The organism is uncultured Acetobacteroides sp., assembly GCF_963667355.2.
GTDB lineage: Bacteria > Bacteroidota > Bacteroidia > Bacteroidales > ZOR0009 > Acetobacteroides.
The window spans coordinates 754,743-769,417 of sequence record NZ_OY763328.2 but is presented as its reverse complement, the minus strand read 5'-3'; the positions used below and the strand labels follow the sequence as shown (position 1 = coordinate 769,417).

Sequence of the window (14,675 nt, the reverse complement as noted above, 5' to 3'; positions counted from 1 at the left end):
ATTAATTGTTGCTTGCTATCGGTTTTCGAGCAGCAAGGCCTTTAACGCCTCGTAGCTGGGGCCGATGATGGTGGATTGCTTGGGGCTGGCCACCAGCGCGGCTACCTGCTGGGCCAACTCGGTGGGCAGCGGTTGATGCACCTCTACGTCGCTGTCGAACTTCACGGGGTGGGCGGTTTCGAGGATGAGGCCGCTCTCGGCGGGGTGCTCGGCAAGATACTGCTCCAGCGCCCTGTAGGCAACCGCTCCGTGGGGGTCGAGCCAGTAGCCGTAACGGTCGGATACGCTGCGGATGGTGTCGCGGGTAACCTCGTCGCTGATGCTGTAGCCGGCCATGCGCTGCCTTAGCTGCTCGTAGCTGTTCTTGTACAGCTCCAGGATGCGCACAAAGTTGCTGGGGTTACCCACGTCCATGGCGTTGGAAATGGTGCTGATGGTTTCCTTCGGATTGTATTTGCCGCTGAGCAGGTACTCGGGCACGGCATCGTTGGCGTTGCAGGCCACCACAAACTTCTTGATGGGTAGCCCCGAGAGGTTGGCCAGCATCCCCGAGCAGATGTTCCCGAAGTTGCCGCTAGGCACCGATACCACGGGCGCCTCTCCATTATCCTTCCACTGCTTGTAGGCGAAGAAGTAGAATAGCTGCTGCGGCAGCCAGCGCGCCACGTTGATGGAGTTGGCCGAGGTGAGGAACCGCTGCCCGCGAAGCGCGGTATCGGCAAAGGCCTCCTTCACCATTCGCTGGCAGTCGTCGAAGTTGCCTTGCACCTCCAGCGCGTACACGTTATGACCGAGCGTGGTTAGCTGCTTCTCCTGCACGTTGCTCACCTTGCCCGAGGGGTAGAGGATAACCACCTCCACGCCCGGAACGTTGAAGAAGCCGTTGGCAACTGCGCCGCCGGTGTCGCCTGATGTTGCTACCAGCACCGTCATCTTTTGGCTGGCATCCTGCGCAAAGTAGCCCAGACAGCGGCTCATGAAGCGGGCGCCTAGGTCCTTGAAGGCAAACGTTGGCCCGTGGAAAAGCTCGAGCGACGCAATCCTATCGTTGATGGCTACAAGCGGGAATTCGTAGCTGATCGATTCCGCTACAATCCGTTGCAGCTCGCCATCGGGTAGCGCTCCCTCCACGTAGGGCCTCATCACGCTAAAGGCGATATCGACGTTTGAGTAGGACTTGATGTTCTTAATCAGATCGGGATCTACTTGCGGAATCGACTCCGGGAAGTACAGCCCCTTATCTGGCGCCAGCCCTTCTATGGTTGCCTCTCTAAAATCTACCAGCGCAGACTGCCTGTTGGTGCTATAGTATTTCATTGGTTTTCGTTTGTTTTGATGATGTTAGAATTCTCGTAGCGGGTTTGCTCAAGGTAGTATCAACGCAGAGGTTCTGGGCTTAGCGTAGCGTCCTATAGTCGTCAACCTAAGAATTTTTATAAAAGCCTAATGCCTAATCATGGCAGTTTATCCCCTCCTTGGAGGGGGTAGGGGGTGGGTTTGCTCGTTTAAATCAACATTTTCACTCCACTTCGCGTACCTAACCCACCCCTACCCCTCCCGAGGAGGGGATAACGTGCCCCTATTGGACTTTTATCCTTTTGATTTCAGGCTTAGCTTGGCGGCTGGCTATTAGTTTCCTCGCTACGCTTAGCCTTACTCCTCAAATACCTTTACCCCGTTGGTGTTAATGGTCGTTACGTAGGTGTGGTAGTCGATGCCGAGGCGGGTGAACACCTCTGCCATCACCGCCTCTACCCTGTGGGCGGTTGCCTCGTCCTTGCTCAGCATAAAGATGGATGGGCCCGAACCCGATATGCCGCCACCTAGTGCTCCTGCCTCCTTGCACCGCGCCTTCACCTCGTCGAAACCGGGAATTAGGATGCTGCGGATGGGTTCGATGATGACATCCTCCAGCGAGCGTCCCAGCAGGTCATAGTCCTTTTTGAGCAACCCGGCTACCAATCCGGCAACGTTGCCCCATTGCTTTATGGCATCCTTTAGCTCTACCTGATGCTTTAGTATCTTGCGGGCATTCTCGGTTTTTACCTCTATCTGCGGATGCACCACGGTGACGTGTAGCGCTGGCGATGACAGCTGCACCACATCGAGCGGAAAGATGGAGCGGATAAGCGTAACCCCACCAAGTATGCATGGGGTGATGTTGTCGGCATGCTTTACGCCGCTGGCCACCTTCTCGCCGCACATGGCAAAGCGCACCAGATCGTCGGAGGAGAATCTATTCCCCAGCAAATAGTTTGCGCCAACCACCGCTCCGGCTGCGCTAGCCGCGCTGGAGCCGATTCCGCTGCCCGGCTTGATGTTCTTCTTGATCTCCACCTCGAAGCCAACCGATCCATCCAGCTCATCCATCAGCGCAAGGAGTGCTGCCCCAGCTACGTTGTCGGGCGGATTGGTGGGTAGGTTGTAGTCATCCTTATTGATGATGCGGATGATGGGCTCGTTGATGAGGCGGAGCGCCATCTCGTCGTAGGGTGCCTCGAGGGCAAAGCCCAGTATATCGAATCCGCACACCATGTTGGCTACCGTTGCTGGTGCGTGGACTTTTACCTGTTTTACCATTTACTGCTTGTTGTTTGTCTCGTTTGTATTCGTTATCGGCTAAACCCTTGCGGCTCTAATGATGTCGGAGAAGATACCCGAGGCGGTAACCTCGGCACCTGCACCTGCACCCTTTACCACCAGCGGCTGCTCCTTGTAGCGGTCGGTGAAGAAGAGCACGGCGTTGTCTTTCCCATCGAGGTTGTAGAAGTCGCTTGTTGGGCTAACGGCCTGCAGGCCTACCGATGCCTTGTTGTCCTTAAGCGTTGCGATGTACTTTAGGCGTTTCCCTTCGGCCTGTGCCTTTTCGAGCAGCGCTTTGAAGTGGTCCTCGTGCATGGCAACCTCGCCGTAGAAGCTGGCGATATCGCCCTCCATGCACGACTCGGGCAGGAATCCTGCGTTCGATATCTGCTCCATTTCAAGCACACGACCCGACTCGCGGGCAAGGATTAGTATCTTTCGCATCACATCGGTTCCGCTCAGATCGAGGCGTGGATCGGGCTCGGTGTAGCCCTCGTCCTGCGCCTGCTGCACCACCTCGGCAAACGAGCGGGTGCCGTCGTACTTGTTGAATACGAAGTTGAGGGTTCCCGAAAGCACCGCCTGTATGGTGTTAACCCTGTCGCCGCTGCGCAGCAGGTCGTTGAGGGTGTTGATTACGGGCAGTCCAGCGCCAACGTTGGTCTCGAACAGGAACTGGGCGTTGAACTTCCGGGCAAGGCTCTTCAGCTCTGAGTATTCGCTGTAGGCCGACGAGCAGGCAATCTTGTTGCAGGTTACTACCGAGATGCTCCGCTTTAGGAACTGCTTGTAGGTTTTGGCAATAACATGGCTGCCCGTGTTGTCTACGAAGATGGAGTTGCGCTTGTTCATGGCAACCGCCATCTCGATAAACTTATCGAGGCTCATTGTCGATCCTGCGCCTAACTTCTCCTTCCAGCTGTCGAGGCATATACCATCCTCGTCGAAGTGCATCTGGCGGCTATTGGCAACGCCAATCATCCTAACCTGAAGCTTCAGCTGCTCCTGCAGGTACTCCTGCTGATGCCTTAGCTGCTCGATGAGGCGGCTGCCCACATTCCCAACGCCCACCACAAACAGGTTGATCTGCTTGTACGAGGTCTCGAAGAAACTTTCGTGAAGCACGTTCAGCGCCTTTCGTAGGTCGGAGGTTGCTATTACGGTGGAGATATTTCTTTCGGATGATCCTTGGGCAATGGCCCTAACGTTAATGCCGTTGCGCCCCAAGGCCCCAAACATTCTTCCGCTGATGCCGGGCTGGTTTACCATGCTGTTGCCTACGAGGGCCACCACCGAGAAATCGCGCTCGCTCTTTATGGGGTACACCACGCCTTCGGCAATCTCGCTGTGGAATGCCTGGTTAACGGCATTCACGGCGCGGTACTCGTCGTTTTCGCTGATGGCAACGCATATCGAGTGCTCCGAAGAGCCCTGAGTAATTAGGATAACGTTTACGCCCTCGCCGGCTAGGGCGGCAAAGAGGCGCTTCGAGAAGCCCGGAATGCCAACCATCCCTGCACCTTCGAGGCTGAGCAGCGCAATGCTGCTGATGCTCGATAGCCCGCTTATCTTCTCGCTTCCGTCGTGTGCGGAGTCGGTAATCAGCGTGCCATGATCGGTGGGGGCAAAGGTGTTCTTTATCCATAGCGGAATCTTCTTGCGCATTACCGGCTGCACGGTTGGAGGATAGAGCACCTTGGCGCCAAAGTGCGACAGCTCCATGGCCTCCTGGTACGAGATGCTCTCTATGGGCTTGGCGTTGCGCACCTGGCGGGGGTCGGCGGTCATCATGCCGCTAACGTCGGTCCATATCTCCAGGCGGCTAACGTTTAGGGCAGCCGCAAGTATGGCTGCGGTATAGTCCGATCCGCCACGGCCTAGGGTGGTGGTGTTGCCAAAGTCGTCGGAGGCAACAAAGCCGGGAAGTATGGCTATCCGCTCGTCTGTGGCCTCGAAGCGCTTTCGGATAAGCTTATTCGTTACCGAGAAGCTGACCGCAGCGTGGCCAAACTTGCTGTTGGTCTTTATCAGCTCGCGGCTGTCGATCCACGCGTGGGCGATGCCATCGGCCTCCATCTTTGCCGAGATGATGCGCGAGGTGATCAGCTCACCAAACGAAACCAGCCGATCGGAGATGCGCGGCGACATCTCCTGCAGCACAAACACCCCGTTGCAGATCTCCTCGATGGCGTTTATCTGCTGCTTCACCATGCTTAGCGTGGCGCTTTGGGTGGTGATGGGCAGCATGTGGCGCACGTACTCGAGAAAGCGGTTCTCGATCTCGGCAATAATCTGCTTGTACTCCTCGCTCTGCACCGTTGCCAGCCGGCCGGCCATCAGCAGCATGTCGGTTATTCCGCCCATGGCCGAAACTACAAAGGCGGTGGGCCGCTTTTCGGCCGACTGCTTGACGATGCTTAGCACCGCATCTACGCTTTGTGGAGTTGCTACCGAGCTACCTCCAAACTTCAAGACTCTCATATGTTAGTATATTAATTGCTCAACTGGAAGTTAAACCTCTACTTCTCCCCGTAGAGGCTACCATTAAATGGTCTGTGGATTATATGGAACAACGCAACCCCTTACAGGGTTGTAATTGTAGCTGTGGTAATAGTAGTAGTAGGGCATAGCCCAGTACCAATACCAGCAATAGCAAGCGCAGCCACCGATTGTGGCAGGATAGGAGTTGAGGCGATATGTGATAAAATCTGCTTCAAGCGTTTGCTCTTTATTTTGACTTTGGGCAATATCAAAAAAAATATCTACCGACAGCTCGGTTTGATGCTTCTTTTCGTTCTATTTAATAGTAAAGGATCAGGCGTTTGCATATTGGCTATCTTACACATTTAGCCGTTTGGGCGCCTTTGGGGTAAGGATGTTGCCGTAGAGCCCCCTGGTATGCATCGAGCCCTTTTGCCGTAGGCGTAAAATGCTGGAGATGTGTAAGCGGAGTGCTTGGGCGGGCGTTTATGGGTTGTGCACAGGGACAAGAAGATGGTTGTATCTTTCTATACTTTAGAAAGAAAAGAATAGGGTATGGCAATGTTACATGATTGATGCGGCTAATCCTGTTTGGCGAAGCCTCTTGCCCATAGCCGTCAAACTAAGGTTCTTTCTCAATACTCAATACATATTCATGGCTCGTTATCCTCCCGCTTAGGCGGGAGGGCAGGGGGTGGGTTTACTCGTTTAGATCAACATTTTACTTCACTTAGCGTCCTTAACCCACCCCTACCCCTCCCAAGGAGGGGATAAACAGTTTCAATCATGCGCTGGTACTTAATTTCTATCCTTTTCTTTCAAAAGATATAACTCTATCATCCGCTTAGCTTGTGTCTTCTCTACTTCCGCTCTATTTTCTTTAGTAGCTCTAGTAGGTAGATCTTGTTTTCGAGGTTAACCTTTACCTTATAGTTGATGTAAACCTGCTGCAAAAAAACTATTGCCATTATTATAAAGACACCGGCCCTATTCAGGTCCACCGATTCGAGCATGTCGAAGTATTTCTGTAAGGATATCACCACTAGGACTGATGCTATTACGATTGCCATTACCCTGTAAAGCTGAAAGCCTCGGGTTACCTTCTTTAGTACTGCCGTAAGGGTGTCGATGTCTTCGCTTAGCAAGCCCTCGAACTGTAGCTTTCCCCAGTAGTTGGTAAATGCTCGGTTTGTTTTTTGTATCTGATTCCTGATGTCTTCCTTTACGTACTCCATAATCTATTTTTTTTATCGGGATTCATTTATGCGGTACTGCTGCTCAGCGGAGGCGTAGCAAATGGCAGGCTGCATCGGTAATGCTGCAGCTAATGTCTGCTTGGGTTTCTTGGTTATAGTGTTTTTAGGGTCTTCTGATTGTTTCGAAGCATTAAAATCGCTTTCTCTGCTCTGGTTTGTCTAGTTGCTGCTTGCTTTGCAGAGCCTACCCAATCGCAATACCCCTTCTTATACGAATTAGCCAACGAGTTAAAGAATTCTTGTGCTTGTGAGTCGTTGTCGAGTAGCTTTTGAAGCTCTTCTGGAACTCCATCAGTGTGATTTCCTTTTTCCATCATAGTATTATGTCTTAATCGGTTTTATGGTTTTATCTCAGCTAAGCGTAGGCTCTGCCTACGCTTTTGGACCTTACGGCCTCCGGCCGTATTTTATAGGCTAGAAGACTGGTTACCCGAGCGGAGCGAGGACGCTCCGCTCAGCATGGGGATTATACTTCGGTTAGCGAAGGGCGCTACATGCTGCTTAAACCCCTATTTATTAGGCTCAGTTATCTTTTTTCTTTTTATATCTTCTTCAATATTGGTTTTCTTGATAATAAGTTTTTCGATTTCTTTATTAAGTTTGTCCACGTCACCCAAAAGTTTTTCTTTCTCAACTCTAAGTTTATTTATATCCACTTGTTCTTTGGATATTATTTTCTCAATCTTAATTTGATTTTGTTTTAATGACTTCTCTAATTCGATAGCAGATTCATTTAGAGCGAGGATTTCAACTTCGATTTTTTTCTTTTCTTTCTTCAAATCTTGAATTATCTCACGTGCAATTTCTTGTTCAATATTATACTCTTCCAATTGTTGGAGTGTAATCTTTAATTCATTGTCTTTCTCGTTTAATATTTCGCTAATCGCTTTTAAACGTTTATTTTTGGTCTTCAGGAGATTTTCGACAATGTCTTTTATTGATTTTGCGACTTCATTTAGAGCGATTTCTGAGTTTTCCCAATGAGTAGAAGTTATCGGTTTTCCATTTTGAGGTAGTCCTTGTATTTTTGAAAAAGGTAAGTCTGACCAGTCACATGGGTTGAGAATTATCGGAATAATTACAGCATCACCCTTTTCGTGTCTGCTTATTGCTTTCGTCATCTCTACATCATAACAATAATCAGAAGCTATAAAATCAGCACTAATTAACAGCAAAACAATATCTGCTTTTGATAAATTAGTGTCAATTTCTTTTTCCCACTCTTTACCGGCATCAATCTTTCCATCATACCATGTATTTACGTAATTTTTTCTTTTTAGCCCACTTAAATGTTTATCCAGTCGGTCTCTTAGAGCAGAGTCTTCCCGTGAATATGCGAAAAAGATATTAATATGAACTTCTTCAGTTGTATTGATTTTATTCATGAAATTATTAGTGTTTAATTTGATTGTCGGTTTTTTAAAAAAAATGAGCCTAACTCGTTTGTATGTCTGACTTTATAAGACATATCTAACTAATTTTTGGAGAGTATGTCTGATTGGTGCCAGTCTTATCTATTATAACCGTATGCTAAGGTCCCAATATTGGGCGCAAACGAAATGCTCCAATAACATATCTGTTTGCAGAGGGTTATTGCTATACGAGTAGGCTTGCTAAAGTAGCAACTTTCCTGTGTTGTTGTGCTTTTATCCGTAGGAATTCGTTGCTGGTAGGCATTCTTGCCCCAAAATGGCTAAAGCTTCAGGGTCGAAGGCCGAAGCTTCGGGTAAAAAGGCTGAAACTTCAGGGTCGGAGGTCGAAGCTTTGGGTAAAGAGGCTAAAGCTTCAGGTAAAAAGGTTGAAGCTTCAGGGTCGGAAGGCGAAGCTTTGGGTAAAAAGGCTGAAGCTTCAGGGTCGGAAGGCGAAGCTTCGGGTAGAAAGGCTGAAGCTTCGGGGTCGGAGGCCGAAGCTTGGGGGTAATTAGGCGAAGCTTCAGGGTCGGAAGGCGAAGCTTCGGGTAAAAAGGCTGAAGCTTCAGGGTCGGAGCTCGAAGCTTCGGGGTAAAAGGCTGAAGCTTCAGGGGCGAAGCTCGAAGCTTGGCGCTTTTCTAACAAAATGCACCGTCTACCAGTGGTAAGCGGTGCAATCACTTAAAATAAAGGGGAGCATTTACTTCTTTTCGGCGTCTTTTGCGGCTGCCTTTTTCTCCTTGTTGGCCTTTCGCTGTTCAGGACGTGCAAACAAAGGGCTAACCCTTTCGAAAATGGCCTGCGCCTTAGGATCGTTCTTTACGGCAAAGCGCTTAACGGAGCTGTAGTAGTCCATGCAGGCATCAAAGGCCTCGCTTCCGGCAACAATAACGGTGTCGTCGACCATCCGCTGGAGGTTGTTGATGCTTAGGGATACCGTCGAGAGCTCGGATAGCACCTTAAAATCCTTGTTAACCTCCTCTAGCGAAAACATTGGTGGAGCGTACTCAGGTGCCACGTTCATCTCGGTAGTGATGCTGCTCACCTTGCCGGTGTTTCGGCTGCCCAAGCGTGGCAGCTCTTCGCGTCTGGCATCCGACAGCTCTACGCAGTAAGGTTTCAGCTCGGTGTGGCACTCCAGCAGCTTTGCCTTAACCTTGTCGATTACTTCTTGAGGAATTACTTTTGAATAGTCGTTTTTCATGGGCTGTTGTTTTTTCTTTGTGGATGTTAAAATACTTATCGAATGCTAAAATAATGAATTTTTAATTCATCCTAATAAATCGCTACGGATTTTGAAATAAAATACAGCTGATCCTATCAAATCGTAAGGCTTTCGTGGGGAAAATCCGAAAAGGGCTAATCCTTCGGGTGGGAGAGGGGGCAAAAAAAAAGCGCAGCCCTAGGGCCACGCTGGTATTTTATGCGATCGGAATATCCTACTCGCTGTTTCCTGCTTCCTCGCCTACGGCTTTTGCACCGCGATGATGGTGTCGTAGAGCTTTTGCAGCACCGCATCCTTGTCCTCGGTGCTGAAGCACTTCCCGAGGTAGAGCACAAACTGCGCCGATTTCGACTTCAGCTGGCCATCCTTGTAGAACTTCACCATGGGCTGCGCGCCAATGATGTTAAGGGTGATGGAGCTAACGTTGTAGTCCTCGCGGAAGAGCATGAAGCCCGACTTGTCGACCTCCTTGAGCGGGATCTCCCACTTGTAGCTGTACTTGGCGGGCGATTGGCCGAGGTACACCACCAGCGATGTAGTGGCGGTATCGAATGCGGCCCTGTAGGCCATGGTGTTGAGGCTGCTGTCGCTGCTACAGCTGTTTATCAGCTCTATGGCTGGCTGGATAATGGTGGCTGGCGAGGGCTTGGGCTGGTTGGGGAGCGTTGGGCGGCATCCTACGGCAAGTACTACCACCGCCGCTATTGCGTATAGCGTCTTCATCATTCGATTTTTTTCAGATTTATCGTCATCAAAAGTAGCACAATATGCGTAAACGGGAAACCCTAAAGCATCAAAACCTGCTAGCACCGTGGGGTGGTAGCAGGTTTCTTGCAAGCTTCGATGAAGGTTTATAAAAGTTATTTCCTCGTAGTTGTGCAGGAAAGCTCCTGCAGTTTCGAGATGGGGCAAATATAGGAATTCGTGTAAAAGTTGATGCGCCATCAGCGTTATTTTTATCAGGGATATCGCTTTTAAAAAAACATCGATCATAATGGAGGTAGACGTAAAGGAATCAGCAATTCGAGCACAAAGCGTATCCCCCTTTGGAGGGGGAAGGGGGAGGAAAATAGACGTTATAGGTAAAAACTTGATGCCAATTGTAGTTATACACTTCTAAAAAATCCACCCCCTAACCCCCGCCGGCGGGGGATATCCTTCGAAATAGAGTAGTGTAAATCATAAAGACGAAATCCCTGCTATTTTTCCCAAGTTAAGCGGATGATAGAATTATATTTTTTGAAATTAAAGGATGAAATTAAGTGCCAGTGCATGATTGAAAAGGTTTATCCTCCCGCTTAGGCGGGAGGGTAGGGGTGGGTTAAGTCCGCTAAGTGGAGTGAAAAATGTTGATATAAACGAGTAAACCCACCCCCTGCCCCCTCCTCGGAGGGGATAACGAGCCATGGATATGCATTTGAGTTTTGAGAAAATTCCTTAGCTTGCTGGTCGTGCCGTTTATTCCTACCGTCCTTTACCATATCGGGGCGCCCATTGATGATAGCGCCAATAACCAAAAGAGGCAGCCCGATGCTCCTCGGACTGCCTGCTCAATTGAATAAAAGGAAAAATAAAAACTAGCTATAAGCTATGAAGGTCTACTCGTTCATGGCCTTGCCCAACGTGGCAAGGATACCGCCATCTACGTAAAGCACATGGCCGTTTACAAAGTTCGAGGCATCCGATGCCAGGAATACGGCTGGTCCAGCCAAATCCTCGGGCACGCCCCAGCGAGCGGCTGGCGTACGCTTAAGGATAAACTCGTTGAACGGATGGCCGTTTTCGCGGATAGGGGCGGTTTGCTCGGTAGCAAAGTAGCCCGGTCCAATGCCGTTTGCCTGGATGTTGTACTTGGCCCACTCGGTAGCCATGCTACGGGTAAGCATCTTCAGGCCACCCTTTGCCGAGGCGTAGGCGCTAACGGTTTCGCGGCCCAGCTCGCTCATCATCGAGCAGATGTTGATAATCTTACCGCCATTGCCGCGGGCAATCATGCGCTTGGCAACGTTCTTGCCCATAACGAATGGCCCGGTTAGGTCAACCTTAAGCACCAGCTCGTACTCCTCTACGGCCATGTCGACAATCGGAATACGACGGATGATTCCTGCATTGTTTACCAGGATATGGATAGGGCCAACTTCCTTCTCTATTAGGTCCAGAGCTGGAATAACCTCGCTCTCCTTGGTAACATCGAAGCGGTAGGCATGGGCCTTGATCCCCTGCTCGGCATACTTTACCACAGCGGTGTCGAGTTTTTCCTGTAGGGCATCGTTTACAACAACGGTTGCGCCTGCGCGGGCAAGAGCTACGGTCATTGCCATTCCTAAACCATGGGTAGCGCCGGTTACTAGGGCTACCTTACCTGTTAAATCAAATAGTTGTTGTGACATAATGATGTATTTTACGATTAACTCTTTATTCGTTTAGTTGGCCTCGGGCTTGTCTACCCTAAACCAGTCGAAATCGGCGTAGCCAACATCGTTCTTTTTTATTTTACCAGTGGCAAAGATACCCACGCGTGCGCCAATCCAGCGCCCTTGGGTAAACCTAACGGGCTTGCCGATGCTGGTGAAGGTGGTTCCGTTGGTGCTGTACGAAAACTGGCAGAGCTTACCCTGGGTGATGCTTACCCTTAAGTAGGCGGTGTTGGCTAGCGGTACAGCATCCGAAAGAACCTCGGCGTTGCCCTTGTCGGCGCCCTCGCACGAGGCCTGAACGAGCACAATACTACCGTTCCGATTCTCTAGGGCCACATATCCGTACGACATCCCCATCACGATGAGCCCAACCTTTTCGCCATCTAGGAGAGCCTTAAAGGACAACTTGGTGGTGGCGCTCATTTCGGGTGCCGAAATCCGCTGCATGAAGAGGTTGGGGATATCCCACATGTTCTTTGCCTCGGCAGGAGCGGTGATGCAGTATAGGCGTTGCACCCCAAGCTTGTTGTAGGCAAATGCCCAGGTTGGTTCGGGGTTGGCATGCCACTGCCACTGTAGTCCCGCCGATGGGGCGTTAAACTCGTCGGTAGCTTGGGGCGTTGCCACCGCTACAGGCTTAAGGGTGCTCGGCTTCCTGTACTTTGCAACAGGTTCGCCAATGCCATCGCCATCGGTATCCACGCCAATAACGGGCCAATCTTGCTCCCACTTCATGGGCTGAAGATGGGTAATGCGGCCCAGCTCCTCTACATCCTGAAAATGGATGAACCAGTAGTTGCCCTTAACATCGTCTACCCAGCCACCCTGGTGGGGACCGTTAACCTTAGAGCTGCCCTGCTTCAGCACCACCTTTTCGTCGTATGGCCCAAAGGGCGATTTCGAACGAAGGGCCAGCTGCCAGCCGGTGGCCACCCCGCCTGCTGGGGCAAATATGTAGTAGTAGCCGTTGCGCTTGTAGAATTTTGGACCCTCGACGGTAGGATGCGCCTCGTGCCCATCGAACACAATGCGTTCCTCGCCAATAAGCGACTTGCCATCGGGGGCCATCTCGCTAACGGTAAGGATGCTCTTTATGCCAGCACGGCTTCCGGCCCATCCGTGTACGAGGTAGGCTCTGCCGTCGTTATCCCAAAGGGGGCATGGATCAATTAGCCCTTTCCCGGCTTTAACCAAGTGGGGCTTGCTCCATCCGCTGGTCATGCTTTTCGACTTAACCATGTAGATACCGTAGTCGGGATCGCCGTAGTAGATGTAGAACTCGTCGTTATGCTGGCGTAGGCTAGGTGCCCACACTCCGTTGCCATGCTGTGGCTTGGCAAATACGTCGAGAGGCTCCTGTCGGGCAATGGCGCTGCCAATAATTTGCCAGCTGACAAGGTCTGCCGATTGCATTATGGTTAATCCGGGTACAGTGTTAAAGGTCGACGATACCATGTAGAAAGTATCCCCAACCCTAATCACATCCGGATCGGGATAGTCGGCGTAAAGGATAGGATTCTTGTAGGTGCCATCGCCGTTATCGGCCACCCATACCTTCGACACCTGTTCTTGAGCGAACACCGCGCTACAGCATACAACCGATATTGCTAGCAGTAGGAGTCGTTTCATTGTTCTACTTTTTTACAATTTCGGATTGGGATACCCCATCACCGATCTTTACAGAAGCCCCTTCGGCTCCCTTTACCCCCGACAAATTTATCGATTTGGTGGCAGCTCCGGCAACGCTAACCTTAATTAGCGATGAGCTTAGCAGCTCAACCTTCGACGTTTTTATACCTCTCGCATTTACCATCTCCATAGGCACGCCTTTAGCCGCCTTAATGGTGACATTGCTAAACGAGATATCTTCTGCTTCAATGCATATGATTCCCTTTTGAGCCTCGATGGTAATTCCGTCGAAGCTGATGCCTTTGATGCTCATCTCTGGTAGTCCCTCCAGGTAAATAGCCTGCTGAGCCCCCTTACAGGATACATTTCGTATGGTGAAGTTCTTGAACTGAGGGGTCGATTCGTCGGCAACCGGATTAGCGCCCACCTCCTTTACTGTCGTCTGAGTTTTTCCCTCATCCTCAGGCTCGGCAATGGGCGATTTACCCATGTAGTACATGCTAAAGTTGATGGCTTCGGCAGGGATATTCGTCATGTTGATGCCATCAACAAGGATATTTTCTACCACACCTCCACGTCCGCGTGTGGTTTTGAAGCGTAGGCCGATATCTGTTCCTAGGAAGGTACATTTCTTTACAATGATGTTGCGAACACCACCCGACATTTCGCTGCCAATAACAAAGCCTCCATGTCCGTGGTAAACTACGCAATTCTCGATGCGGAAGTTCTCGGTTGGCATTCCGCGCTTGCGGCCTTCCTCGTCCTTGCCCGACTTTATGCAGATGCCATCGTCGCCTACATCGAATGTGGAGTTGGTTACCACACCATTTTTACACGATTCGATATCGACACCGTCGCCATTTTGGGCATACCACGGATTGCGAACGTTTACCTTGTTGATGGTAAGGTTTTCGCACATTAGCGGATGGAGGTTCCATGCCGGAGAATTCTGGAAGGTAACACCTTCGAGCAGTACATTTCTACACTCCACCAAGCTAACCATATTGGGACGTAGGTAATCCTTTATCTTTTCGTACTCCTGCATCGAGCCTCCCTTTATGTATCCTTGAATGGTCGTGTTCTGTCCGAGAAGCGATTTCTCCGAGGGGTACCATGTGCTCTTATCGGTAGACAGGATTCCTCCTGACGATACTAATGTTTTCCACTGCTCGGAGGTAAGCTTCGACTTCTTGACTGGGCGCCATGCCTGACCCGCACCATCAATAATGCCGCTGCCTGTAATGGCAACATTCTCCTGCTTTTTGGCGCTAATTGGCGACTGGCAACGAATGGTTTCCCACCCTTCAAAGTAGCTCATCACCAAAGGATAGTCGTCGAAGTTGCTGCTAAACTGCAAAACAGCCCCAGCTTGAAGATGAAGGTTTACATTGCTTTTAAGCGTTATAGGACCCGTTAGCCACATGCCCTTAGGTACTAGAACCACGCCACCTCCTGAGCTGCTACAAGCTTCGATAGCCTTGTTTATGGCAACAGTATTGAGCACTAAGCCACCTTTTGCCGCCCCAAAGCTGGTAATCTTTACTGTATCGGCTTTAAAAGTAGGTTGTTCTACTTTGGGTAGAGTAAACGACGAGACATTTGCTTGCCCTACAACTTGGACTGATACCGAAAGCATCAATCCAAAAAAGAATAGTACTGTAACCTTCTTCATCTA

The 14,675-nt window shown here is 50.4% G+C and carries 13 protein-coding genes; 2 read left to right on the top strand and 11 right to left on the bottom strand.

Annotated elements, in window-relative coordinates; translation table 11 throughout:
- Positions 1-15: 15 nt before the first annotated feature.
- The 6 genes from thrC to ACHZA1_RS03195 form a co-directional block, all read right to left on the bottom strand.
- Positions 16-1,317, bottom strand: a complete 1,302-nt coding sequence (gene thrC / locus ACHZA1_RS03220; protein WP_320053795.1) for a threonine synthase — start codon at positions 1,315-1,317, stop codon at positions 16-18.
- Positions 1,318-1,653: 336 nt separating this feature from the next.
- On the bottom strand, positions 1,654-2,580 hold the full coding sequence (locus ACHZA1_RS03215; protein WP_320053794.1) for a homoserine kinase: 927 nt from the start codon (positions 2,578-2,580) through the stop codon (positions 1,654-1,656).
- A gap of 39 nt (positions 2,581-2,619) precedes the next feature.
- A complete protein-coding gene (thrA, locus tag ACHZA1_RS03210; RefSeq protein ID WP_320053793.1) occupies positions 2,620-5,064 on the bottom strand; it encodes a bifunctional aspartate kinase/homoserine dehydrogenase I in 2,445 nt (814 codons plus the stop codon).
- Between the two features lie 860 nt (positions 5,065-5,924).
- Positions 5,925-6,299 (bottom strand): hypothetical protein, encoded by a 375-nt coding sequence (locus ACHZA1_RS03205; RefSeq protein WP_320053792.1) that lies wholly within the window; start codon positions 6,297-6,299, stop codon positions 5,925-5,927.
- A 113-nt stretch (positions 6,300-6,412) separates the two neighbouring features.
- A complete protein-coding gene (locus tag ACHZA1_RS03200; RefSeq protein WP_320053791.1) occupies positions 6,413-6,637 on the bottom strand; it encodes a YdeI/OmpD-associated family protein in 225 nt (74 codons plus the stop codon).
- A gap of 192 nt (positions 6,638-6,829) precedes the next feature.
- A complete protein-coding gene (locus ACHZA1_RS03195; protein ID WP_320053790.1) occupies positions 6,830-7,705 on the bottom strand; it encodes a TIR domain-containing protein in 876 nt (291 codons plus the stop codon).
- Positions 7,706-8,009: 304 nt separating this feature from the next.
- On the opposite strand from ACHZA1_RS03195, the gene ACHZA1_RS03190 reads away from it, so the two are divergent.
- Positions 8,010-8,240: a hypothetical protein gene (locus tag ACHZA1_RS03190; RefSeq protein ID WP_320053789.1), complete on the top strand. Its 231-nt coding sequence runs from the start codon at positions 8,010-8,012 to the stop codon at positions 8,238-8,240.
- 189 nt (positions 8,241-8,429) lie between these two features.
- On the opposite strand, the gene ACHZA1_RS03185 is transcribed toward ACHZA1_RS03190, so the two are convergent.
- Together ACHZA1_RS03185 and ACHZA1_RS03180 are read right to left on the bottom strand one after the other, a co-directional pair.
- Positions 8,430-8,933 (bottom strand): hypothetical protein, encoded by a 504-nt coding sequence (locus ACHZA1_RS03185; protein WP_320053788.1) that lies wholly within the window; start codon positions 8,931-8,933, stop codon positions 8,430-8,432.
- Between the two features lie 261 nt (positions 8,934-9,194).
- Positions 9,195-9,680 (bottom strand): hypothetical protein, encoded by a 486-nt coding sequence (locus tag ACHZA1_RS03180; protein ID WP_320053787.1) that lies wholly within the window; start codon positions 9,678-9,680, stop codon positions 9,195-9,197.
- 268 nt (positions 9,681-9,948) lie between these two features.
- Here ACHZA1_RS03180 and ACHZA1_RS03175 point away from each other — a divergent pair, with 268 nt between their 5' ends.
- Positions 9,949-10,074, top strand: a complete 126-nt coding sequence (locus ACHZA1_RS03175; protein WP_320053786.1) for a hypothetical protein — start codon at positions 9,949-9,951, stop codon at positions 10,072-10,074.
- A 478-nt stretch (positions 10,075-10,552) separates the two neighbouring features.
- On the opposite strand, the gene ACHZA1_RS03170 is transcribed toward ACHZA1_RS03175, so the two are convergent.
- Genes ACHZA1_RS03170 through ACHZA1_RS03160 form a run of 3 tightly spaced genes read right to left on the bottom strand, consistent with a single transcriptional unit; the run spans position 10,553 to position 14,672 of the window.
- Complete coding sequence (locus ACHZA1_RS03170) at positions 10,553-11,344, bottom strand: gluconate 5-dehydrogenase (protein ID WP_320053785.1); 792 nt, start codon at positions 11,342-11,344, stop codon at positions 10,553-10,555.
- A 33-nt stretch (positions 11,345-11,377) separates the two neighbouring features.
- Positions 11,378-13,000: a glycoside hydrolase 43 family protein gene (locus ACHZA1_RS03165; protein ID WP_320053784.1), complete on the bottom strand. Its 1,623-nt coding sequence runs from the start codon at positions 12,998-13,000 to the stop codon at positions 11,378-11,380.
- 4 nt (positions 13,001-13,004) lie between these two features.
- Entirely contained in the window at positions 13,005-14,672 is a 1,668-nt protein-coding gene (locus ACHZA1_RS03160) for a glycoside hydrolase family 28 protein (RefSeq protein WP_320053783.1), read from the bottom strand.
- Positions 14,673-14,675: the final 3 nt, after the last annotated feature.

What these genes read in the sequence shown, in the direction of transcription:
- thrC (WP_320053795.1), bottom strand. Translation starts at nt 1,317, where the DNA reads ATGAAATACTATAGCACCAACAGGCAGTCTGCGCTGGTAGATTTTAGA.
- ACHZA1_RS03215 (WP_320053794.1), bottom strand. Translation starts at nt 2,580, where the DNA reads ATGGTAAAACAGGTAAAAGTCCACGCACCAGCAACGGTAGCCAACATG.
- thrA (WP_320053793.1), bottom strand. Translation starts at nt 5,064, where the DNA reads ATGAGAGTCTTGAAGTTTGGAGGTAGCTCGGTAGCAACTCCACAAAGC.
- ACHZA1_RS03205 (WP_320053792.1), bottom strand. Translation starts at nt 6,299, where the DNA reads ATGGAGTACGTAAAGGAAGACATCAGGAATCAGATACAAAAAACAAAC.
- ACHZA1_RS03200 (WP_320053791.1), bottom strand. Translation starts at nt 6,637, where the DNA reads ATGATGGAAAAAGGAAATCACACTGATGGAGTTCCAGAAGAGCTTCAA.
- ACHZA1_RS03195 (WP_320053790.1), bottom strand. Translation starts at nt 7,705, where the DNA reads ATGAATAAAATCAATACAACTGAAGAAGTTCATATTAATATCTTTTTC.
- ACHZA1_RS03190 (WP_320053789.1), top strand. Translation starts at nt 8,010, where the DNA reads ATGGCTAAAGCTTCAGGGTCGAAGGCCGAAGCTTCGGGTAAAAAGGCT.
- ACHZA1_RS03185 (WP_320053788.1), bottom strand. Translation starts at nt 8,933, where the DNA reads ATGAAAAACGACTATTCAAAAGTAATTCCTCAAGAAGTAATCGACAAG.
- ACHZA1_RS03180 (WP_320053787.1), bottom strand. Translation starts at nt 9,680, where the DNA reads ATGATGAAGACGCTATACGCAATAGCGGCGGTGGTAGTACTTGCCGTA.
- ACHZA1_RS03175 (WP_320053786.1), top strand. Translation starts at nt 9,949, where the DNA reads ATGGAGGTAGACGTAAAGGAATCAGCAATTCGAGCACAAAGCGTATCC.
- ACHZA1_RS03170 (WP_320053785.1), bottom strand. Translation starts at nt 11,344, where the DNA reads ATGTCACAACAACTATTTGATTTAACAGGTAAGGTAGCCCTAGTAACC.
- ACHZA1_RS03165 (WP_320053784.1), bottom strand. Translation starts at nt 13,000, where the DNA reads ATGAAACGACTCCTACTGCTAGCAATATCGGTTGTATGCTGTAGCGCG.
- ACHZA1_RS03160 (WP_320053783.1), bottom strand. Translation starts at nt 14,672, where the DNA reads ATGAAGAAGGTTACAGTACTATTCTTTTTTGGATTGATGCTTTCGGTA.